Origin of the sequence: Pedobacter sp. BMA (genome assembly GCF_001027745.1) — a bacterium.
In the GTDB taxonomy this organism is placed as follows: Bacteria; Bacteroidota; Bacteroidia; order Sphingobacteriales; family Sphingobacteriaceae; genus Pedobacter.
Genome location: NZ_LECU01000002.1, coordinates 382567 through 403587 on the forward strand (window position 1 = coordinate 382567; position 21021 = coordinate 403587).

Consider the following 21021-nt stretch of genomic DNA (forward strand, 5'->3'; position numbering starts at 1 on the left):
TTTAGTTTCGTCAGCTTATAAGCTCTGTTCAATATTTCTATAATTCAGTTTTATTGTGGCAATGTGATATTAATGCTCAGGCCTTTGATTGTTTGGAAAAAACCAGTGCTCTATAGCCTTACCATTCGAATATCTTGTCATTTCAATTCCATCAATTATCATTTTTGGATTTGAACCTATAAAACTAACCCAATTGCCGAAGTATTCTCCATCGGTTGTACGGCTGACAACTTCAACCTTGCTAGGCTTGAACCTGCTATGAAATGACCTTATGCTTGACTTCAAACTATCAGGACCAATTTTATTCCCTACGCCATGGTTTACAAAATCAGGAGCTGCCACATCATTTAGATTGCTGACGTCACCTGTTTGCAGGGCCCTTAAAAATTCGTCATCTGCTTTCTTGTTTTTCCTGGTTTCAGAAACACTTACATCTTTACTTCGGGCCTGTGCAAATCCCCTGCTAACTGAAAGGCATGTTACTATTAAAGTACATGCAAAAATGGCTTGATTTATCTTCATAGGATGAATTGATAATTTCAACTATTTTTTTTATTTTTCTTTAATTCAAATGGGGCTCCGGGAGCCAGCACTTTTATTCTTTCCGGGTTAATGACCAGATTCTTCAGACGCTGTGGATCACCATTGAATGGCAGGAAGTTCGGCGCATCCACGAAACCCCAATGACCCAGTAAAACACTTGCATTGGGATAAGCGTTAAGCAGCTTTGCTGACCCTTCCAGGCCAAAGTGCCAGACAGCATCTTCGGAATAATCCAATAGTATGAGATCTGGCGCGGGAAGCCTTAGCTGTTCTGGCATAAGCTTTGAATCCCCTGGAGCCCATATCGATCCATCAGGTGTTGTAAAATAGAATCCACAAGCGTCTCTTGGCTGAAAATGCCGCTGACCTGCTCTCGGAAAGGCATTCTGCCAAGCGTGATCTGCATTGGTTAACCGCACCTTTACTTTTCCTATATCAAAAGTCTTTCCGATTCTGTGCCCGAATGACTTCAATCCTTGATTTTTCATTAACGAGTCTACATAAATGGTCGAGTGATATGCTTTTGTAACTGCTGACAAATCCTTGAACGTTTCAACACTATAGTGATCGTTGTCACTATGTGTTGCCAAAACTGCATCCAGATGGGGGACTTCTTGAGGTAAAATAGGAAACTTCATCAACAAGGGCATATCAAAACCTTTCAGTAAAGGATCAACCATAAAGGTCGTTCCTCTGCTATTGACTAAAAACCCTGCCATTCCTAGCCACCGGACAGTCGTAGTTTCAGCTGCACCAAAAGCTTCCTTTCCAAAAGCTACGGTGATCGGGGCGGTCGCCTGAAACTTTTTTCTTTTAAGCTGTGTTGTATCCGCGATATTCTGCGCAACTGCTGATAAATAACACGTTACTATCAAGAATGCGAAGAGCATTTTTTTTCGATTTCTCATACAGGTATGCTTTACAATACAAATTTCAACCTATTTTTTGAGCCAATACTTATACATATTCCTGTAATACTTACCATTATTCCTGATTTTGTGGTTAATATGTTAAGGCAATGAAATGTTGTCGTAATTTTGGATAAACAAAAGGTTAAGCTGTGGAACTAGGTAAAAGACTGGAGAGTGTCACTCAATTTAATTCCGAAAGAGGTCAACAAACGCTACATCCGCTCATCACGGTGCTGGACCAATCGAAATCTCAACCGATTCGGGTAACCAAATTCATCTCTGAACTTTACGTAATCTTTTTAAAGAATGAAAAATGCGCTGATCTTCGTTACGGACGTAGTCACTATGACTACCAGGAGGATTCACTCATCTTTTTATCACCCGGTCAGGTGGTGGGCTTTGATGCAGAAAACGGCACGACCATTCAGCCCAACGGCTGGGCACTGGCTTTTCATCCTGATATGATCAGGGGCACAGCGCTAGGGACAATGATCAAAGATTACCATTACTTTTCATATGATGTTAAGGAGTCCCTGCATGTTTCTGCCCGTGAGAAAGAACTTTTACTGGAGTGCTTTGGGAAAATTGGCTATGAGTTGCAACATCCCATTGATAAACACAGTCGCAAACTCATTGTGAGTACAATTGAATTGTTGCTGAACTACTGCGAACGTTTTTATGACAGGCAGTTTATAACAAGGGAACACATCAATAAGGATATTTTGACCAGATTCGAAGAGCTGCTGGACAGTTATTTTAAATCAGATAAACCAGCACAGATAGGCTTGCCTTCTGTGGCTTACTGCGCTGATGATCTTAGTCTTTCGCCCAAATATTTTGGAGACCTTATCAAAAAGGAGACAGGCCAGTCTGCACAGGAGTATCTCCAGGAAAAGGTTATTGATGTTGCCAAAGAACGGATGTTTGACTCTAGAAAAACAATAAGCGAGATTGCCTACGATATGGGATTTAGATATCCGCAACACTTTAGTAGGTTGTTTAAACAAAGAGTTGGGCAATCTCCTCATGACTACAGAATAATGAATTAGGATTAATTTAAGCACATTAAAACGAAAAAGAGAAAGTTAGGTCAGAGTGATCTGGAAGTATCAGCTCTTTGGCTTAGGCTGAATGGGTAGGACTTGGTCATATGGCGGGGTAAAGGATAAAACGGAAATGATATCGCTGATCAGGTCTGCCTTTGAAAAAGGGATTACATTTTTGACACGGCTAAAGTATATGGACCATATACGAATGAGGACCTGCTTGGCGAGGCACTGGAGCCTTTTCAATAAGGAATTTTAATCGGTACAAATTTGTGGTTTTAAGGCTATAAGGGAAGTAGTGGCAAATACGCGCTGGTCTGCTTTAAGTAGCCGGCCAGAGTAGATTAAGTCTGTGGTGAAGGGGTCGCTTAAAAGATTATGCACTGATGTGATCGATCTTTATTATCAGCACCGGGTTGATCCCGATGTATCGATCCAAGAGTTGGCAGGCGCTTAAGAAGATTTAATTCATGAAGTAAAATGAAACATTTTGGCTATTATGAGGCTGGGTCAGTCACCATACTCAGGGCTCATGCAATCCAGCCAGTGGCTGCATTATTGCTATGTTGAGTCTACATTGGAAATATGTTACACTTTATGTTAAACCTAAATGCTTATTTTGAGTGATGATGGTTTAGCGGTGGCAAAAAACCGAACAAGCTAAATGGATGGATTTACTTAGCGTGCCTTTCTCAACCGCCTTAAAATGGAGGGCACACTTACAAATAAAGGGTTGAATGAACTGATTATTAGAGATATAGTGTTTCAGCTTTACATAGATCATAGACCGGAACTGGCAAAACAGCTATAATGGTTATATATGATGGTAGAAATTTAATAAAATTAAAAAAATGGACCGATTTGAAGATAAGAACATTTCAATCCAATCGACTATTTTTTTTGCTGGTTAACTTGATACAGAAACGCTATTCGCACAACTATAAGGTTCAGATACGATATATCAAATAATAAATAAATTATAGCAAGCGGGGTAGAAGTTTATCAATAAGACATTGGTAGAGTAGAAGCTGCCAATTATTAATTTAATTTTAGTTAAAGATCCAAGGACAGTACCAGATGGTCTGTCCTTGTTTTTAATGATAACCAGTAAGCGAAGAAAAACTGACTGGAAAGATTCAGTATCTATTATATATCCTAAATTAGGTTAGACAGCGCAAAAAAAGGTGAAAAAACATGATTTCAACAATGATCGATAAGAAACCCTTTTCTTATCCCTTAAGATGTTTATCTGATTAATGATATTATATACTTAAATTATTTGTTAGATATACGGTTTTGTTGCGCCAGCTAAATTTATGCAGGTTCACATATTGAATATAAAAGTAATACTATGGAATAGTATGTGTTGACATATTCGCTTGATGAAGGTTCTGAATATCTCGCGCTTTTAAATAAAAATCAATTTAGTAGGGACTTTTTATCCTATCTATCGTTTTATCAATAGGATATAGAAGATCAGATGATCTCATATGCAGTTCAATGCTCAACTAATGGCACAATACCTTCTGAATTCTTTAAAGATACGAGTCAAGAGCCAACACGTTTTTGGGAGGCTTTTTTAAAAAATGATCTTTTCAGTGGAAAGATGCTATGACAGGTAGCAAATACAATTTGATCTTAATAATCATTTACTGCCAGTTATGTCGAACGTTTATCAAATGAATTGCAGCCAAGATTAATAGTTGGTATTGGTTTATAAAAATTGGCTAAAAATAAATTTTAATAGAGACTTATCTATTCTATATGGTAGGAATTTACAGATTAAAAGAAGTCATATACCATTTTAGAAAAACTTATGTTAAAAAATAAATTTAACAGAATCGAGATGCAAATTCTAGAGGCGCTTTGGATTCAGGAAAATCTTTTATCCCGTGACATTCTTGAAAATGTAAATTCTTCAAAAATTGCATACAGCACATTGTCAATGAGCTTAAGGCTATTGGAGAATAAAGGTTTTATCTCACATAGGAAAGTTAATAACGCCTTCCATTATTACGCTATCTTAAAAAAAGAAGATTACTTGGTAAGTTTGATTAAGGGTATACTCGACGGACATTTTTCGAGTAATCAAGATGAACTAATTAACTACATTCATTAAGAATAATAAATTCGCTATAAAAAAAGCGGGCTAACCAAAACACTTAAAATACCACCCGAGAGGTAAGTTAGTCCCACAATGGTATGGCATTGTGATAATGGCGCACCAAAATATGGGATAGTCCTAAGGGCTATACGCTTCTAATTTGGAAATTAGATAAATCTGTCCTGCTGAAGCAGCCACGCACGAAGTCGCAACTAAGTTATTCGTTTTAGTGATGCTAATTTCACACGACTAAGTGTCTCTGGTTTTATTCCAAGATAAGATGCGATATGAAACTGTGATACTTTTTGCTGTATTCCTGGGTAAAGTTCCAGTGCAACGGATAATCTATCAGAAGCATTAAATTTGAGAAATGAGGATTCTCTTTTGCATTTTCTTATGAAATAATTTTCGGCGATGTACTTGCTTAGTCTTAAAAAATCTGGATCATCATTTTCCAGATTTAGCATATCTTGCTTACTTATCACAAGCAGATCAACAAACTCTAAAGCCTGTATATTACAATTAGTTGGCCTACCTGTTAAATAGCTTGTTAGGGCGATGCCAAAATCACCATTAAAATAGAAATCATTGTTAAATTCTTCCTGATCGGTACGAATAAAAGATCGAAGTGTTCCCTTTATAACCAAGGCTACAATATTGCAAACCATTCCCTCTTCCACTAAATACTCGCCTCTTCGCAGTGATCTAATCTTAGAAATGCTTAATAGCTTTTGAATTGCCTTTTCCTGTAGGCCTACCCTTTTGGTAAGAACTTGTTTTAGAATGTCATGCATCCCTTGAGCGTTCACCATGTTGTTAAGATTTTAACAAATATTAAATTACATTCTATTTGGCCGATGATTGAGAGACTGAAACTACGCAGTCTGACCTAGTCTTTTCTGATGTATCGATAAGAATGAATTGATGTATAAAGTAAAAATATTCTGCGAATCAAATTTAATAATTTCATTACTTAATTGGTATTTAATTTTTTTATAACCAGCTATTAAATCATTTTAACATTTAGATCGAATTTGATTATCCTTACAAATATTCTACTTCATTTTGTGGCATTTCTTGATCTGCATCAAGAGTTTAGCAGATATTTTTCCTGGGAAAGCTTTTGAAAGAGACTGCCATCATTTTGGGCGATATCATTAGAAAACCCCTAAAAACTCTTGACCTATGTCATCATTTAATAGGATCTAATAATGAAAATTTGCCATCATTAAAACTTAAAAAATATCAGGATGCCTATATTAAATTTAAAGCTTAGCGGACCAGAGGACGTATCGCTGAGTAAAAAACTAGCTGAAGAGCTTACCAAGTCGGTCGTAGAAATACTCCATAAAAAATATGAACTAATTTCTATTATAATATCATTTCATGATGAAGCCCATTGGTGGATAAACAACGAATCACTTAGTGATCTAAATGCAAAAAGTTTCCATCTGGAAATAAAAATTACGGATTCGACTAACCTGAAAAATGAAAAATCAGCTTTAATCCATAAAGTACATAAAATTATGTCCACCCATCTTGTTAATATCCATCCCATTAGCTATACGGCAATAACGGAAATGTCTGCAGACTCATTCGGCTATGATGGGTCAACAACAGAATATAAATACATTCAAAGCATATTTTCTTCTTAAAAAATAATTACTAACGCATGAAATTTACAACAACATTGACAATAATTATACTGGTTTGGGCAAGTAATTTATATGCCCAAAAGAAACCAAAACCTGTAGCTGGAATACAGGCAGTTATTCAAGCATATTCGGAAAGCGTCTTGGAAAGGGATTCTCTTAGATTTTATCAACTATTCAATGATGGTCCCATTGTCTGGTGCGCTGCATTAAAGGCTTATTCACAAGAGCAGGAGTCTAAAAAAACAAAAAGCGGTGCAGCAGCCCGCAAGACTTATTTTTCAGGCTCATATAAGGATTTTATGAGATCTTTATATCGTTATAAATATACAGAAGATAAGTTTGACCGCATCCATATTTTTGAAGATGGCACCGTAGCAAATGTGACCATGGATTATAGTTTCTGGGCCGATGGAAGGATGATTAACTGGGGGCGAAAACTACTTCAACTAATTAAGAGGGACGGTTTTTGGAAAATTACAAGCGTCATCTATTCTATTGAACTCACAGATCATCTACCGCAACCCAGTTTTTTGGATAGACAACCAAAATAGGAAACTATAATAAAAACTTGCAGATAAATCGAGATTTAGTCAATAGCGTCTCTCTAACGAAGAGAAAATAAATGAAGCGCTTAATCTAAGACCATCTCAATCCATGTGATAACCAGGCCCTAGACTATTTCGGAAGGAACTTCTAGAATCCGGTCATTATTGGACTCATAGAAAGCTATGATTTTCATGATAACCTCCGTCGCTATCTTAAGCTCATTTTCTCCAACAAGTTTTTTATAAATGTCATTCGTTCGAGCGGTCACTCCTTTAGCATCGAGGATAAAGCTTTTCCCTAAATCCGTCAAGGTTAGCACTTCAACCCGCTTGTCCTGAGTACAGGTAGCACTGCTCACAAATCCCAAAACTTCAAGCTCTTTAATCGATCTGCTTACAGACTGCTTTGGATGATTGAGTTTTTTTGCAATCTCAGATACCGAACTACCATCCACACTTACATTGAATATCACAGGGAGATGGGAAAGTTTAATGTCCTTCCACAATGCTCCTATATAAATATGAGACCAGCTGTCAAAATGTTTACGAAGATTAAATATAAGAGCTTGCCAATTAACGGAGTCATTTTGCTCAAATTCTCTAAGTTGATCATCTATTGTTCTCGAAGAGTCCATAAATCAAAGATAAATAAAAATAAACATTGTTTACTATTTTAGTAAACAATGTTTACCTTTATCTTGTTGTTATCAAGACAGCGAACTCATCGTTAAGTTTAAATATGGAAGATTTTATTATAATCATCTCAACTGATGTCAGAAAAGATGCACAACTCAAGTCACTTAAAGAACTGATGAATACATTTGCAGAAATCACGGAGTGGACATTGGATCTGGAAGATTGTGATAAGGTACTACGGATCGTTAGCAATGAAAACATCGCAAATCAAGTTATTTCGAAATTATTTAGACTTGGAATTCAGGCAAATGTAATGGCAGTATATTTTGATACACCTATATATCGCATCGGAAGGGTATGTCCACTTGGTTGATTAATCACTGAGATTTAGATCCTTTGATGATGACGAAAGTTCAATTCCGTAGAAGAATTCTGAGACAGAAATTAGGTTGAATTAATTTGCTATTATTTTTATAAGTTATGAAAAAAATATTTGATGAACTTTCCCTTTCATTGAGTAAGGAAACTACTAAACGCTACAGTACAAGCTTTTCACTGGGGATCTTGTGTCTGGGGAGAGATATACGAAACCCTATTTATTCCATTTATGCTTTTGTGAGACTGGCGGATGAAATTGTTGACAGTTTTGATGGCTATCCTAAATCAATCTTATTAAAGGAGCTAGCTCAAGATTGTTTCAATGCGATCGATCGCGGCATCAGTACAAACCCAATCATTCACTCATTCCAGCAAACGGTCGCCAAGTATAATATCGACCATGAATTAATCAAACAATTTCTGCATAGCATGGAGATGGATTTGCAGCCCATGACTTATGATAATGAAAGTTTTGAGAAATATATTCTTGGTTCCGCTGAGGTCGTTGGATTAATGTGTTTGTACGTGTTCACAAACGGAAATGCAGTACTTTTTGATTCCCTTAAGCGATTTGCGATGCGACTCGGCTCCGCTTTTCAGAAGATCAATTTTCTACGGGATATGAAGGCTGATTCGCAGAATTTGGGTAGAAATTATTTTCCTGATACTGACCTGTCTAATTTTTCGGAAATAGGTAAAGAAACCTTATTGAAAGACATAAGTAAAGATTTTGATGAAGGTCTTAAAGGAATAAGGCTACTTCCCAGATCATCTCGCTATGGAGTCTACCTTGCGTATGGGTTCTATAAACAATTACAGCTAAAAATTGCAGGTGCAAGCGTTGAGATTCTTTTAAATAAGCGTATTCGCGTATCAAACTATCAAAAATTGAAACTAATCATAAGCTGCTATGCTAGCAATAAGTTGAATCTAATCTAATTTATCCGTTTTGCATACATCCAATAAAGAAATTCATAATATAAACTCAGCTAACATCAACCCTATGAATCGCAACACAAAAAACAACATGCCATCCAATACTACAGATTTTGACATCGTTGTACTGGGGGCTACAGGACTTACAGGAAAACTTGTCGTGGAACAACTGATCCAGATAAATCACATTTTAACGGACAGTTTGGGAATAAAACGTTGGGCAGTGGCAGGCAGGGATGCAAAGAAGTTATCTGAAGTACTAAAGCAATTGAATGCAGAAAATGTAGAAATCATCCTTGCCGATACCAATGATAGTGATTCACTGCTAAGACTTGCGGCAAGGACACGTGTATTGCTTAACTTAGTTGGACCATATACACCTAGTGCAGAGTCAGTGATTTCTGCTTGTATTTCCTCGGGTACTTCATATGCTGATTTAAGCGGCGAATTGCCCCTGTTAAGGCGTGTAATTGATCGCTTTGATGCAAGCGCCCGAAATGCTGGCGTACAAATTGTGCAAATGGCAGGCTGGGAAGCCATGCCCGCTGATCTTACCACTTTGTTAGCGTGTTACCGCGCCAGTGCACAGAATGAAATATGCTCAAAAAATTCCCAAGAAGGGCCCGGTGCTGGGGGCGATATCCAAAACATTGTAGTGACAGTTGATTTTACCAGGCTTCCCGAGGGCGGAGTACCATTTAATCAATCGGTTTCAGGGGGAACACTTGCAAGTATTGTGGCAATGTTGAAGGATCCAGGTGCTAGAATTATAGGGAACGCAAGTGGATTGCTACCCAAAATCAGCAAGGGACTTTTACCACAAAAAATGCATCTTGGAGGAAAGATATATGAGGGAAAGGTTTTGGAACCTATGGTACCAGTTGCTTTTCTGAATCCGCCAATCATTCATAGAACGGCTGCGCTCTTGGCGGCAGAGCAAAACGAAGCCTACGCTTCTGCCAAATATTCCGAGGGCGTAGAGAGTGGTTCCGTAAACGGATTACACGGAAAATATAACTATTTGAAGGCTTTTATCCAGGGATGCTTACAAAAAACTATGGTAGGTCTTACCAGGCTTCCTTTACCCGTTCGACGATGGCTAAGTGAGTCTATAGAAAAAAGGTTGCCAAAAGCGGGGACTGGCCCTTCAGAACATTATCTTAGGGACTGGGATTGGACTGTAAAAGCAGTTGCGACAAATAAAAACGGAAAAACAGGGAGAGCAACCTTGACTGGTAGTGGCCATCCGGGATATACTGCAACTGCGGCAATTATAGTGGAGGTTGGATTAAGCTTAGTCAATTCAAAACGTGCAGGTTGCATTACGCCTGCTTTAGCAATTGGCATCCAAAATCTAGAGCAAATGCGTATGCCGTCTTTAGAATTAAAATAAAACAATTTCACCAATATTAAAGTATAACCATCAAATAAATACCGGCACTTCGTTGATTAAGAGAAAAGGAAATGCGATTTAAGTCAAGATGAATTGATTTAGCCCCATTTACTCCAATCGAAAGATTGGAGTAACAAGCAATCTCTAGATCCCTCAGTTTAATTATTTAACCACTGTAGCCTCTATTTCAACTGATAAATTAGCATACAAGCTTTTATCTCTACCAAAGTCGTTAAATGTTTAAGTCAATTTTTCAGGACAAACGACTTATAGAGGTCTACACAGGTTGTGAAGAATTTGTCAGCAAGGATAGGGAAAACCTCGAAATACCTTTCATGCAGCCTTTTTAGAAAAAAATTCGTGCAGTCCCTCTCGCATTTAATAAAGATTTGCCTATGGATGGATCGGCGCGAAATCATAAAACACTTTCAAATCGTAATTTTAGGACTGTGGACGAAAATCAGTTAAAAATATTGCCAAGTTCATGATCGAACCAAACATTGTACCTTGGAAGAAATCAAAAATCTTGAAGAAGTTAATTCATATTAATCAATCAAGCTACCTGACATTTGTAATTATCGACCAATCAATTCAATAGCAGATTGATCAGCTATTGAATCGACCTAATCCCATTTGTATTTTATATTAATGACTTCTGTCGAGCCACGCCCTCCAGAAAATCATCACCATCGCCAATACCCCAAAACCAATCCCCACCCACGGCGTAATGGAAATCCCGTAATGACTGATGAACCAGCCGCCGGTTGCCGTCCCTAACGAAACCCCAAGATTTCCGAAGGAAGTCTGCAGGCTATTTGCAAATTCCTTGGCATCTTGCGCAGCTGAAACCATATATCCTACCCCAATCAAAAACAAGGACCATACATCACGCCCCAGAATCCTACCACCAGTGCAACACTCCATAGCGAACCGTTCACGTGCTGAAATCCAAACGGCACGAGAAATGTGCCAGCAAGAAAGAATAAAGTTGTACTGATCATATACTTTCCTAATAAACGGCCTGCCAGAAAATTGGAGATCACCCCCATCACACCAAACAAAAGTAACATATAACTTATTTGCTTAGCAGTTAAGCCCATCACTCTGGAAAGATAATCAGCAAAATAACTGTAAGAACAAAACCATGCCGTGATCAGAAATAAGTTTACCGCAGTTCCTGCAATAAAACTTGGCCTTTTGAGTACCCTCAATTGACTTTTAAAAGACTTCGCTTCGGTATTAGGCAGAGCTGGTAAGCCTTTATAAACGATTACCAAGGTCACCAAAATAACTAAAGCCTGAAGGACATAACTCAACTGCCAGAAATAAATACTGGCTATAAAGGTGGTAAAAGGAATCAGTGTCACCTGAGCAAGGGCAATACCGCCAATAATGATACTGGTCAAACGCATCTGCAATTGAGGAGAAGCATCCTTGCTCGCCGCGGCAATCGCCATCGAAAAAAATGCCGGATGCAGTAGTGTTGGCAAAATACGCAATACCATGAGTAGCCAGAAAGGCGGACTGAAAGCCGAGCCAACATTAGAAATTAAAAACAACCCAAGTGCATAAAGCATGATTTTCTTTTTGTCAAACCGAGATGCGTATAAAACCATAAATGGTCCTGTAAATGCAATGGTCAAAGCGAACATGCTTAATAAATAGCCTGCTGTGCCAATGCTAATACGGTAATGTTCCGCAATCTGAGGCAAGATGCCGATGACACCAAATTCCGTACTGATAATTCCGATAACGCCTAAGCATCCAATGTAGGCTAATTTTCTATTTACACTAAAATTCATATTAAACCGATCAGTTTAAAAAAGATTAAAAAAATATTCTTGTTGATTAATTCTAAAAAAATTGATAACTTATGCTTTGACCATGTTAATCAGATTTTCTATCATGTCATAAACAGCATTTCTGTTTTTATTCAAAGCATAATTTTTAAATAGCGCACTCGACGAGGCCGCAAAGAAACTAGCTGTCAGTTTAGCATTCAACTCAGTTTTAACAGATCCCATTTCCTGCCCCCTTTCTAGTACCTTAAAATAAATCTCTTCGAATTTTTTTTCATTGGTCACCAATATCCGTCTGACATCATCATCACATAATGAGATTTCAAATGCCAACTTAACGGCTAAGCAGCTTCTACCTTCCTCGATACTCTGATCGACTGACAGCCTAAAAATTCTCCTTAAGTCTTCAACTGCATCAACACCTCTGGGAATAGCCCCATATTGGTTAACTTTAGCTTTTAGATATTTGTTGAGACATTTGATCAGTAAACTTTTTTTATCCCCATAAGTAGAGTAGATACTACTGCGATTAATGCCCATCTCACGCTCTAAGTCAGTGATTGAGGTTAAATGATATCCTTGTGCCCAAAAAACTTCTACCGCAGTGTCCAGCTTGTTTTCGAAATCAAATTCTTTATTTCTTCCCATTGCCTTACAAAGATACAATTTTAAACTGATCAGTTTAAAATTTTTCATTATTTGTCTTTTGAGCCTGAAATTATGTATGAGACCCCTAATTGTTAATATTAAGTAACAGAACGATGCTGCTCAACCTACCTTCACCCATAAGTTAGGCCCCGAAAATACAGCAGTCTTTTGGGGCATATTTCCACCGGTCTTTTGCATTAGTGACTGTTTCCAATAAATGACTTGACCAACAGATCGCTAAAGAATTAGTGCGCACGGTTCCATCGAACAGCTAGTTTCGAGGTATTTTAACATGGCAAATCGTCGCCGAAGGAATTGGCAATTCCGCCTAGACAATTTAATTAGATGTACATAAAGAACAAACCATCATTACAGCCGCTGAGCACATTACACCTGAATTTGGGCATTTAGGTTTTTGGTCGATAATGCAGCAATCGGACAGTCACGCCGCTATTCTATATTACTAAGATAATAAAGGCAAGTAACCTAACTTGTGGCACTTCCGGACAAATCCTTACGCTGTTTAAATCAATTTAGTGGCTTAATTGGCAGTGGCTTGGTCTATGCTGCCACTCATCGCACTTTCTACTTCGGTAGTAATTTTTAAATATTTTAGCATAGAGAATCAGTGACCCTGCATTCAGATCCTAACTTTCCTTTTAACCCTTATTTAAGGCTACCTATCAAGCCTCGAAAATCGCATTAATTGCTGTCACACTAGCACTCGCGATTGAGCTCGAAGATACGGGCATCAAAGTCCTTACGGCATGTCTGGGGTTGTTCTCTAACTGCAGCGAACAATTTTCGGGGAACATCACAAAGTTGAAGTATGGTGACCTCAATTGCTCTGGAGAAGCTTCTTCACGACCATACACAGCAACACTGAAATGTTGCAGGCTTAGTGATCTGATAATTTGAGCAGTGACATACCTCCGACCCTCCCTTCACTGCCTAAGATATATGTTCTGCTAAGCCAACCTTAAATTCACTGCGTATGCTTGATAAACTTCATTTTTGTCAATATGACCCTTTCTGACATTCGCTGTTGTTTTTATAGGTGCAGCATTAATTATAGCCATGAAAATAAAGGATAATGATATTAACAAGGATTTCTTTCATTGTCATCAAATTTAATTCAGGCAAAGTACAATAAGCTCGGGAGCAAGATTAGCGCCTCCTGTAGCTACAGCAATATACTGTTTACCATTGAGCATATAGGTCATCGGAGCTGCGGTGGCATTTCTTGGAAGGTCGATCTTTCCAATCATTTTTCCGCTTGCTTTATCGTAAGCAACAATTGCAGGGTCGATGACCTGGAATTTGGGACCTGATGACTTTGCCCTTTCTCCAGCCTCGCCCCCACCCATTTCCTCACGCTGGGTACTACCTTCCTGTGCAACAAAAAGCAGGGTTTTGGTTAACAGGATATGGCTTCTGGTAGAGCGGCCGAGCGGTGATTTTGCAAACGCCTTAAGTGCCGGTACGGTAGTAGACAGATCGCCCATTGGCTTCATCCACTTATGATCTCCGGTATGCATATCTATTGCCGTCAGCCTGCCGTAAGGTGGCTTCCACAAAGGAATACCATCAATGGTCTCCATGGCTACTGTTTTTCCAATATACCCGATATGCGGTGTGCCCGATTTTTCTAGTGTTACCGCATAAGGAATGGTATTTGAAGGAACGTAAAACATTCCTGTTTCCGGATCAAATGCAGCGCCTGCCCAGCTTGCCCCGCCTGCTATACCAGGCATTAGAATGGTAGGCTTATCCAATATTGGCGGAGTAAACAAAGGACCATAATTAAATTTACTCAAAAGAGACATCGCTGAGTCACGCAGCGCCGGTGTATAATCCACAATATCGTCTGCCGTGATTCCCTGGCGGTCGAATGCCGCTGGCCGGCTAGGAAAAGGCTGCGTAGGAGATGACTTTTCCCCCGGAACGGTTGATTGCGGTACTGCCCTTTCCACAATATCCCAAACCGGTTTACCTGTTATACGATCAAAAACATATACAAACCCCTGTTTGCTGACTTGCGCTACCGCTTTGATGGGCTTACCATCAACATTGATATCAATCAGGTTCGGCGCAGCGGGCGGATCATAATCCCAAAGACCATGGTGTACTAATTGAAAATGCCAAATACGCTTTCCAGTCTTCGCATCAAGGGCGACCAGGCTTTCTCCGAATAATCCCGAGCCTAACCTTCCGCCGCCATAATTGTCATTTGAAGGGGTGCTGAAAGGCAGGTAAACATAACCCAGTTCCTCATCCGCACTGACCGGCGCCCATACGTTAGCGCTCCCAACTGTTTTCCAGGAATTTGCATCCCAGCTATCATTTCCGAATTCACCTTTTTGTGGAATGGCATTGAATTTCCATACCTGTTTTCCCGTACGTACATCGAAGCCCCGAACAGCGCCGGGCGGCATTGTATTGCTTACCGGCACGTCGTGCACCTTGGTGCCCACCACCACAACATCCCTGCAGATAATGGGTGCTGAGGATACCCCATAAAGTTTCCGGTCTACAGTTCTGCCCAGTCCCTGGGTAAGATCAATACGGCCGGCGATACCAAAGGAATCTACCGTTTTGCCATTTTTTGCATTTATTGCAATCAGGTAACCATCCCCGGTACCGAGCAAGATTCTTTCATCTTGGCCCTCCTTCCAGAAGGCAACGCCGCGATGGACAAATCCATTATTGGACGGGGTTCCGTTTTTCCAGGTTAGGGGATCATATACCCATTTCGTTTTTCCACTTGCCGCATCGATCGCCGCAACCTGGGAAAGAGAGGTACTGATATATAACACCCCTTCGATCATTAGTGGTGTGGATTCCCAAACCCAACTTTTAATTTCCGGATGTGTTCTGGTGATTTCTTCTTCAACCGAGCGCCAGGTCCATGCAATATGCAGACCCTTAAAGTTTGAAGAATCAATCTGGCTCAGTGAGGAATATTGAGAACTGCCCTTATCACTGCCATAGTTTTTCCATTCATTTGCCGAACCCTGTATGGTTTGAGCAAAACTGTTATTAGTCCCCACGAGCAGCGAAGCTGCCATGATGCTACAAGAGATAATTTTTTTTCCGATCATCATATTTGGTTAAAGTTTATGGTTTTCTGGTTGACAATACCTTAGCCAGGGTTTCTCTGGCAAGGTCACCCTGAATGGTATTTATGGATTTATCTATCAGCTCGAAGACATCTTTAAGCTCCACTTCAGTAATCCCGGTATTCATGCCCATGCCAATATGCGCTTGCAGCTGGGGAGCAACGCCAGTCATTGCTGCCAAGGCAGAAATGGTAATGAGTTCACGCATTTTGAAGCTTAATAAATCTCGGTTAAAGATATCCGCAAAAAGATGTTCTTTTAAAAACACATCAATGGCTGGTACAAATGCATTGGCGCCACTGGGTTTCTTTTCCTCCATCCCAGTAAGGATCTGAAGGTTGTTTTTACCTGATTGATATTTGTCTGCTAAGTAAAGATCCGATGAGGTTTTTCCTTCAATATCTATAATCCCCTTTGCTTTGCGCTCATCTAAAACGACTATGAAAACGTTGATGGCATTAAGGCTTCGTGGAAACCCGCAATAAGCGTACAACTGCACAAGTGTTTCCTTGATTTCATTGACCGTGAGTCCGGCATCCATGCCCATGTTTAAGCTTTCCTTTAACTTAGGTATATTTCCAATGGCTGCTAATGCTGAAATATCGACTATTTGTTGTTCTTTTTTATCCAGTTTTTCCATGTTGTTCTTTTTTTGCTGTGCAGCTGATGCTACCGTGAGGCAGCTCATCAGCAACATTAATAAATTCGAAAAAATGCGTCTGCCGATAATTTTCATTGTTTTGCCTTTTTACCGTTGTACTCCTGGTCGGTCACCGGCCTTAACCAGTTTACCACACCTCTATCAGCATTTGGGTTCAACGACAAATGTGTCATGCCGCTTCCAGGTGATGCCCCATGCCAGTGCTCCACATTTGGCGGGCAGGTGATCACTTCTCCCTTGTGGATAACCTGTATCGGTTCTCCTTTTAGCTGGGTGTAGCCAGTTCCGCTGAGGACCATCAAAATCTGGCCGGCATTGTGGGTGTGCCAGTAACTTCTTGCTGCTGGTTCAAAGGTTACGCTTCCCGCCACCAGATTGAAAACACTATCCCGAGGCAACAACGGCTGCACGTAAACGGTTCCTGTAAAATTCGCTTGCGTTAACCTACCTTTGGGAAAGATACCACCATCGCTTTGCATCTGTGCCATGCTGTCCATTGCACCCATAGCTAAAAGGGCCGTAAATATGCTTTTCCGATTCATTGTTTATTCATTTTAGTTTTAGCTCTTAAGTATCAAATCTCAGTGTTCCCATCGCCTTGATCGGCTTCGCGAAAAGTATTTCTTTACGGCATAATCTGATGAAGTTGATCAGATCTGGTTAAATGGTCAGTCCGCCGTCTACAACCAGATTGTGACCTACAATCATGCTGGCAGCATCACTGCATAGAAACACTACTGCACTGGCAATCTCTTCCGGGCGCCCCATACGGCCGATTGGTACCATCCTCATCATTCTATCGAGCGCCTCTTTCTGACCACCTTCAATCATTTCCTCTGACATACCGGTATAAAACAATCCCGGGCTTATACTGTTGATGCGGATACCACAACTGGCATACTCAACGGCAGCACTGATGGTAATTCCAATTACACCATGTTTAGAACCATGGTAAACCCCAGGCTGCGCACCTGCACGGATTCCACCAATCGAAGAACAATTTACAATTGCACCACTTCCCTGCTCTTTCATATGCTGCAATTCATACTTCATACAGCTCCAGATACCACGGTAGTTGATATTATTTACCCGCTCAAAATCTTCCATAGTTTGATCTGCAGCCTCTGCGAGCTGATTTTGTACACCCGCATTATTATAGGCATAATCCAGCTTTCCAAAATGTGCCACAGTTTTGTTGACCATATCTTTTACCTGAGCATCTTCAGATACGTCACATTCAATTGCCAAGGTTTTATATCCATCTTCTGCTAGCTTGTCAGCAGCCTGATTTACTTGTTCCAAATTCCAGTCGGCCATCGCCACCGAAGCACCTAACTTTGCAAATTCCAATGCAGTTGCGAGTCCTAATCCTGATGCAGCGCCTGTAACCAGTGCAACTTTTCCTTCCATTATGTTCATGACTTTATATTTATTTGCTTTGATAGTACAAAGGTCAGCCCATACGAGCGATTATTCCTTACCATGGTTACAGGTTTGCTTACCACTTTTACAGGTTTAATTTAAAGAATTGATTCTGAAGTGGAATAGCCTTAGATTTGGATAAGAATTTAATTAAACGTTATGGAAAAAGTATTGAGAATTGATATGGTAAGCGAGCATGATAAGTTCTATCATCAGCAAAACCTACACCCTCAAGTAAGCATCATAAATTTTCACGGAACGGCTCCCGAGGTGTATGCTTCGAAGATGAACTTTGGTTTTTATGCCGTTTATCTGAAAGATGTACAATGCGGCGATATAAAATATGGCAGGAATACATATGATTATCAGGACAGAACTTTGGTCTTTGTGGCTCCTGGTCAGATCATCAATGTAAACATCAATGAGGATTACAAACCCTCAGGCTATGCGCTGCTTTTTCATCCTGACCTGATTCACGGCACATCACTGGGCAGGCATATTGATAAATATAACTTTTTCTCTTACGAGACGCGTGAAGCGCTCCACCTTTCTGAAAAGGAAAGAAAGATTGTATTGGACTGTTTTGAAAAGATTAAGTACGAGCTGGAACAGGGAACTGATAAGCACAGCAAAATGCTGATCGCAGCTAATATCGAACTTTTCCTCAATTATTGCGTTCGTTTTTATGATCGGCAGTTTATTACCAGAAATGAGTCTAATAAGAGCAACGTCGAAAAATTTGAAGTTTTACTCAAGGATTATTTCCATTCTGACAAACCGCAAACATTTGGTATCCCGGCAGTCACCTGGTGCGCCGAACAACTACACCTTTCTCCTAATTATTTTGGTGACATGGTAAAAAAAGAAACCGGCAAAACGGCAATGGAATATATACAGTTAAAAGTGATGGACATTGCTAAAGAACGAATATTGGGCAGTAATATGTCAATTAGTGAAATTGCCTATGAACTGGGTTTTAAATACCCGCAACATTTTACAAGAGCTTTCAAAAAATCAGTTGGTTATTCTCCGAATGAGTATAGAAGTTTGAATTAATCTAATCTTTATAAGATGATCGAGAATATTTGTATAAAAATCTCTTTAACTTTTTAACCTTATTTTATAATCCACTGAGATCATGTTCTTTTTGGCAAGTACCAAAGATTAATTGTAGAATAAATTGACCCCTTCTCAATGGAAATAAAATTTCTGTAAAGTTTTGCTTGGCTGCATGTAACAAATTGGCGGGAAGTGGTCAAACGAATTGGTTTGTACAGCACCGCATCATTAGTTTTTGCCTTATTAATCCGGAATCCACTGCCGAGATTTTCACCTCCTTTTCCGCAGACCAGCAATCTGGCGTAGGTGGCTGTGGGTTAAAAGGCAATAAGGTGCTCACACATACGCAAGATGGAAGCGCTTTACATTACCAAGCCTCATTAACCACAAAAGCTTCAAAATGACGATCGATTATTATAATATCTAATCAAAGGCAGGGAAACGTCTATGAAATCTCCCAGCAAAACAGGCAATTTTAGATGATAAACCTGATCAGGAATTACCGAAAATTGGCCTATAGTAAATATCACTAACATATCAAAGCGGATTGCTTATCCCATCATACCAACGCAGTTCATAAAAAATTTTAAGCTATCAATAATAAGAAAGTACCTGCTTATCGTCGACCCTTTTAATACCCGGGTTCATTGTTAGATTTTGACAAAAAGAAACTAGTATTGGTAATAAAGCAATGGTACTTCGAAAACGAAATCAATTAATACTGACTTCAGGCGCGGAGCGCGACTGGCAGATTTGATGGGTTAATCAAGTGGCTAAAAAGCCACTTGATTAATTAAGATGGAATGTTCCAAGCGTTGCATATTCGGCGCATAAATCAAATGCTTTTTGTGAGCGTTGAAAACCCGTTCCGTACATAATGCTCTTAAATTTATTTTCTCCATTCGGAAAATTTCTAACATTTTGGAAGTAGCCGGTTACTGCATTATATGCCCCAAACAAAGTTCCTTTTGTGGTCTTTACCATTTGCGAGGGTGCGCTAAGCGCAAACTCATAGACATTTTCTACGATATTCAGGTAATGGGAGGATAATGAATCCCTTTTTTCTTCGTGCAAATTAGTGAGCACTTCTTTACTTGGCGACATTGCCACTTCGATCAGTTGCCTAATCTTTTTGTCATCGATGCGGATTTTTGCCCAATGATTATAAAGGTCTTCCATCTCCTGCCCCAACCGGCTACTAATCCCCATCAATTGATGCGCCTGTTTGAGCCTTTCATTTGCGCTTGAAGTGTGCCTGATTTTGATGGTATTCTGCTGATTTTTCATTGCTGCATTTAATGTGTTGCGACAAACGACCCTGACAGGGGTAAATGCTGCTGTAATACTTCCAAAACCATCGTGGGATGTGGTTAAGAAAAGATATTGCTCGATGAGATCATCATTACCTACTCTGATATAGTCGGGAAGTTTAGCGGTAATAAAGATTCGCTCTCCTTTACCCAAAGCGCCGGCTGTTTCGTATTTTATGCCATCATCATTCCCTACGATGCTGTCAAAGAAAGAAAAAGCTTCGATATTTTGCACAATTTGATAATCTTTACCCACTACCCCTAGCACCTCTTCCGAATCCGTTCGGACATTTGCGTAATAGTTGGGAACGGATACGTCTGGCTCAATTCCCTTTGCCAGTGCATTGAGCAGGTCAAAGTTTACATTGTCGAGGGTAAAGAGCGGGCGTTTTTCCACGCTATAATCTAACCCTGCAAATTTTAATGCTTCGGCACTGGTCGGATAATCTTCAATGATTGTTCCCAGGCTGTGCCATGCTTTTTCTTTTACGGAAAAGAAACTGTGTTTCTTTGTCCGCTGGTTATAATATAGGTTATGTGCCATGATTTTAGTTTTTGGGGTTTCTGGTTTTTGTGGTTAGGATTTCTGAGTTGACCACTTTAACATTTGCCGTGTCGGTCATCACAAAACGGGATTGTTTTTCCATTTCCTCTAGGGTATCATTGATATTTCCGTGATCGGTCCGCACTTCGATGCGAACGATAAAGAATAGCTCTTCTGTTTTCATGGTATTTTAGTTTTGAAACTTATTTAAAAATTGATTGTATCGGAGGTGAGAGGATTTTGGATTTTCTTCCTCAAGGTTCTCAGCATATCCTTTACTTTATAATTGGTCGAGTAATTCAAAAAATGCGG

The 21021-nt window shown here is 39.6% G+C and carries 22 protein-coding genes; 9 read left to right on the top strand and 13 right to left on the bottom strand.

The genetic code is table 11. The features are described from left to right. Positions 1-69 precede the first annotated feature (69 nt). Both AB669_RS04030 and AB669_RS04035 read right to left on the bottom strand, forming a co-directional pair. Positions 70-522, bottom strand: a complete 453-nt coding sequence (locus tag AB669_RS04030; protein ID WP_156166654.1) for a nuclear transport factor 2 family protein — start codon at positions 520-522, stop codon at positions 70-72. 17 nt (positions 523-539) lie between these two features. Further along, positions 540-1451, bottom strand: a complete 912-nt coding sequence (locus AB669_RS04035; protein WP_197082332.1) for an MBL fold metallo-hydrolase — start codon at positions 1449-1451, stop codon at positions 540-542. A 152-nt stretch (positions 1452-1603) separates the two neighbouring features. Between AB669_RS04035 and AB669_RS04040 the strand changes: the two genes are divergently transcribed. From AB669_RS04040 to AB669_RS22535, 3 genes are all read left to right on the top strand, one after another. Then, the gene (locus AB669_RS04040; protein ID WP_047797993.1) at positions 1604-2503 is read left to right on the top strand and encodes an AraC family transcriptional regulator; all 900 of its coding nucleotides are present in this window, start codon (positions 1604-1606) and stop codon (positions 2501-2503) included. Between the two features lie 352 nt (positions 2504-2855). Then, positions 2856-2957 carry an aldo/keto reductase gene (locus tag AB669_RS22530; RefSeq protein ID WP_197082334.1) on the top strand — a complete coding sequence of 34 codons (102 nt, stop codon included), beginning with the start codon at positions 2856-2858 and terminating at the stop codon, positions 2955-2957. Between the two features lie 1389 nt (positions 2958-4346). Next, positions 4347-4619 (top strand): BlaI/MecI/CopY family transcriptional regulator, encoded by a 273-nt coding sequence (locus AB669_RS22535; RefSeq protein WP_197082336.1) that lies wholly within the window; start codon positions 4347-4349, stop codon positions 4617-4619. Positions 4620-4816: 197 nt separating this feature from the next. Here AB669_RS22535 and AB669_RS04050 read toward each other — a convergent pair whose 3' ends face one another. Then, positions 4817-5416 (bottom strand): Crp/Fnr family transcriptional regulator, encoded by a 600-nt coding sequence (locus tag AB669_RS04050; protein WP_156166655.1) that lies wholly within the window; start codon positions 5414-5416, stop codon positions 4817-4819. A 438-nt stretch (positions 5417-5854) separates the two neighbouring features. Here AB669_RS04050 and AB669_RS04055 point away from each other — a divergent pair, with 438 nt between their 5' ends. Both AB669_RS04055 and AB669_RS04060 read left to right on the top strand, forming a co-directional pair. Beyond that, entirely contained in the window at positions 5855-6259 is a 405-nt protein-coding gene (locus AB669_RS04055; protein WP_047797995.1) for a tautomerase family protein, read from the top strand. 17 nt (positions 6260-6276) lie between these two features. Next, positions 6277-6810 carry a hypothetical protein gene (locus tag AB669_RS04060; RefSeq protein WP_047797996.1) on the top strand — a complete coding sequence of 178 codons (534 nt, stop codon included), beginning with the start codon at positions 6277-6279 and terminating at the stop codon, positions 6808-6810. Positions 6811-6929: 119 nt separating this feature from the next. On the opposite strand, the gene AB669_RS04065 is transcribed toward AB669_RS04060, so the two are convergent. Further along, positions 6930-7439 (bottom strand): MarR family winged helix-turn-helix transcriptional regulator, encoded by a 510-nt coding sequence (locus tag AB669_RS04065; protein WP_047797997.1) that lies wholly within the window; start codon positions 7437-7439, stop codon positions 6930-6932. Between the two features lie 26 nt (positions 7440-7465). Between AB669_RS04065 and AB669_RS04070 the strand changes: the two genes are divergently transcribed. From AB669_RS04070 to AB669_RS04080, 3 genes are all read left to right on the top strand, one after another. Beyond that, a complete protein-coding gene (locus AB669_RS04070) occupies positions 7466-7813 on the top strand; it encodes a hypothetical protein (protein ID WP_156166656.1) in 348 nt (115 codons plus the stop codon). 107 nt (positions 7814-7920) lie between these two features. Beyond that, complete coding sequence (locus AB669_RS04075; RefSeq protein WP_047797999.1) at positions 7921-8757, top strand: phytoene/squalene synthase family protein; 837 nt, start codon at positions 7921-7923, stop codon at positions 8755-8757. Between the two features lie 64 nt (positions 8758-8821). After that, positions 8822-10147: a trans-acting enoyl reductase family protein gene (locus tag AB669_RS04080; protein ID WP_156166657.1), complete on the top strand. Its 1326-nt coding sequence runs from the start codon at positions 8822-8824 to the stop codon at positions 10145-10147. 645 nt (positions 10148-10792) lie between these two features. On the opposite strand, the gene AB669_RS22300 is transcribed toward AB669_RS04080, so the two are convergent. The 7 genes from AB669_RS22300 to AB669_RS04110 form a co-directional block, all read right to left on the bottom strand. After that, on the bottom strand, positions 10793-11017 hold the full coding sequence (locus tag AB669_RS22300) for an MFS transporter (RefSeq protein ID WP_197082338.1): 225 nt from the start codon (positions 11015-11017) through the stop codon (positions 10793-10795). Next, a complete protein-coding gene (locus AB669_RS04085) occupies positions 11014-11949 on the bottom strand; it encodes an MFS transporter (RefSeq protein WP_197082340.1) in 936 nt (311 codons plus the stop codon). The genes AB669_RS22300 and AB669_RS04085 overlap by 4 nt, the downstream gene beginning before the upstream one ends. Positions 11950-12018: 69 nt before the next feature. Next, positions 12019-12642: a TetR/AcrR family transcriptional regulator gene (locus AB669_RS04090; protein ID WP_047798001.1), complete on the bottom strand. Its 624-nt coding sequence runs from the start codon at positions 12640-12642 to the stop codon at positions 12019-12021. 1082 nt (positions 12643-13724) lie between these two features. Continuing rightward, a complete protein-coding gene (locus tag AB669_RS04095; RefSeq protein WP_053058248.1) occupies positions 13725-15698 on the bottom strand; it encodes a pyrroloquinoline quinone-dependent dehydrogenase in 1974 nt (657 codons plus the stop codon). Positions 15699-15711: 13 nt separating this feature from the next. Beyond that, positions 15712-16449 (bottom strand): carboxymuconolactone decarboxylase family protein, encoded by a 738-nt coding sequence (locus tag AB669_RS04100; RefSeq protein WP_082120578.1) that lies wholly within the window; start codon positions 16447-16449, stop codon positions 15712-15714. Further along, positions 16446-16916, bottom strand: coding sequence for a cupin domain-containing protein (locus AB669_RS04105; protein WP_047798002.1), 471 nt, complete (start codon positions 16914-16916; stop codon positions 16446-16448). Before AB669_RS04105 ends, AB669_RS04100 begins: the two co-directional genes overlap by 4 nt. 118 nt (positions 16917-17034) lie before the next feature. Then, a complete protein-coding gene (locus AB669_RS04110; protein ID WP_047798003.1) occupies positions 17035-17793 on the bottom strand; it encodes an SDR family NAD(P)-dependent oxidoreductase in 759 nt (252 codons plus the stop codon). Positions 17794-17955: 162 nt separating this feature from the next. Between AB669_RS04110 and AB669_RS04115 the strand changes: the two genes are divergently transcribed. Beyond that, on the top strand, positions 17956-18852 hold the full coding sequence (locus AB669_RS04115) for an AraC family transcriptional regulator (protein WP_047798004.1): 897 nt from the start codon (positions 17956-17958) through the stop codon (positions 18850-18852). A gap of 792 nt (positions 18853-19644) precedes the next feature. Here AB669_RS04115 and AB669_RS04125 read toward each other — a convergent pair. Both AB669_RS04125 and AB669_RS04130 read right to left on the bottom strand, forming a co-directional pair. Next, complete coding sequence (locus tag AB669_RS04125; protein ID WP_047798006.1) at positions 19645-20709, bottom strand: DUF932 domain-containing protein; 1065 nt, start codon at positions 20707-20709, stop codon at positions 19645-19647. 4 nt (positions 20710-20713) lie between these two features. Continuing rightward, positions 20714-20893 (bottom strand): hypothetical protein, encoded by a 180-nt coding sequence (locus AB669_RS04130; protein ID WP_047798007.1) that lies wholly within the window; start codon positions 20891-20893, stop codon positions 20714-20716. Between the last annotated feature and the right edge of the window lie 128 nt (positions 20894-21021).

Coding starts and splice junctions, on each gene's coding strand:
- AB669_RS04030 (WP_156166654.1), bottom strand. CDS start 522: ATGAAGATAAATCAAGCCATTTTTGCATGTACTTTAATAGTAACATGC.
- AB669_RS04035 (WP_197082332.1), bottom strand. CDS start 1,451: ATGAGAAATCGAAAAAAAATGCTCTTCGCATTCTTGATAGTAACGTGT.
- AB669_RS22535 (WP_197082336.1), top strand. CDS start 4,347: ATGCAAATTCTAGAGGCGCTTTGGATTCAGGAAAATCTTTTATCCCGT.
- AB669_RS04050 (WP_156166655.1), bottom strand. CDS start 5,416: ATGGTGAACGCTCAAGGGATGCATGACATTCTAAAACAAGTTCTTACC.
- AB669_RS04055 (WP_047797995.1), top strand. CDS start 5,855: ATGCCTATATTAAATTTAAAGCTTAGCGGACCAGAGGACGTATCGCTG.
- AB669_RS04060 (WP_047797996.1), top strand. CDS start 6,277: ATGAAATTTACAACAACATTGACAATAATTATACTGGTTTGGGCAAGT.
- AB669_RS04065 (WP_047797997.1), bottom strand. CDS start 7,439: ATGGACTCTTCGAGAACAATAGATGATCAACTTAGAGAATTTGAGCAA.
- AB669_RS04075 (WP_047797999.1), top strand. CDS start 7,921: ATGAAAAAAATATTTGATGAACTTTCCCTTTCATTGAGTAAGGAAACT.
- AB669_RS04080 (WP_156166657.1), top strand. CDS start 8,822: ATGAATCGCAACACAAAAAACAACATGCCATCCAATACTACAGATTTT.
- AB669_RS04085 (WP_197082340.1), bottom strand. CDS start 11,949: ATGAATTTTAGTGTAAATAGAAAATTAGCCTACATTGGATGCTTAGGC.
- AB669_RS04090 (WP_047798001.1), bottom strand. CDS start 12,642: ATGAAAAATTTTAAACTGATCAGTTTAAAATTGTATCTTTGTAAGGCA.
- AB669_RS04095 (WP_053058248.1), bottom strand. CDS start 15,698: ATGATGATCGGAAAAAAAATTATCTCTTGTAGCATCATGGCAGCTTCG.
- AB669_RS04100 (WP_082120578.1), bottom strand. CDS start 16,449: ATGAAAATTATCGGCAGACGCATTTTTTCGAATTTATTAATGTTGCTG.
- AB669_RS04105 (WP_047798002.1), bottom strand. CDS start 16,916: ATGAATCGGAAAAGCATATTTACGGCCCTTTTAGCTATGGGTGCAATG.
- AB669_RS04110 (WP_047798003.1), bottom strand. CDS start 17,793: ATGAACATAATGGAAGGAAAAGTTGCACTGGTTACAGGCGCTGCATCA.
- AB669_RS04115 (WP_047798004.1), top strand. CDS start 17,956: ATGGAAAAAGTATTGAGAATTGATATGGTAAGCGAGCATGATAAGTTC.
- AB669_RS04125 (WP_047798006.1), bottom strand. CDS start 20,709: ATGGCACATAACCTATATTATAACCAGCGGACAAAGAAACACAGTTTC.
- AB669_RS04130 (WP_047798007.1), bottom strand. CDS start 20,893: ATGAAAACAGAAGAGCTATTCTTTATCGTTCGCATCGAAGTGCGGACC.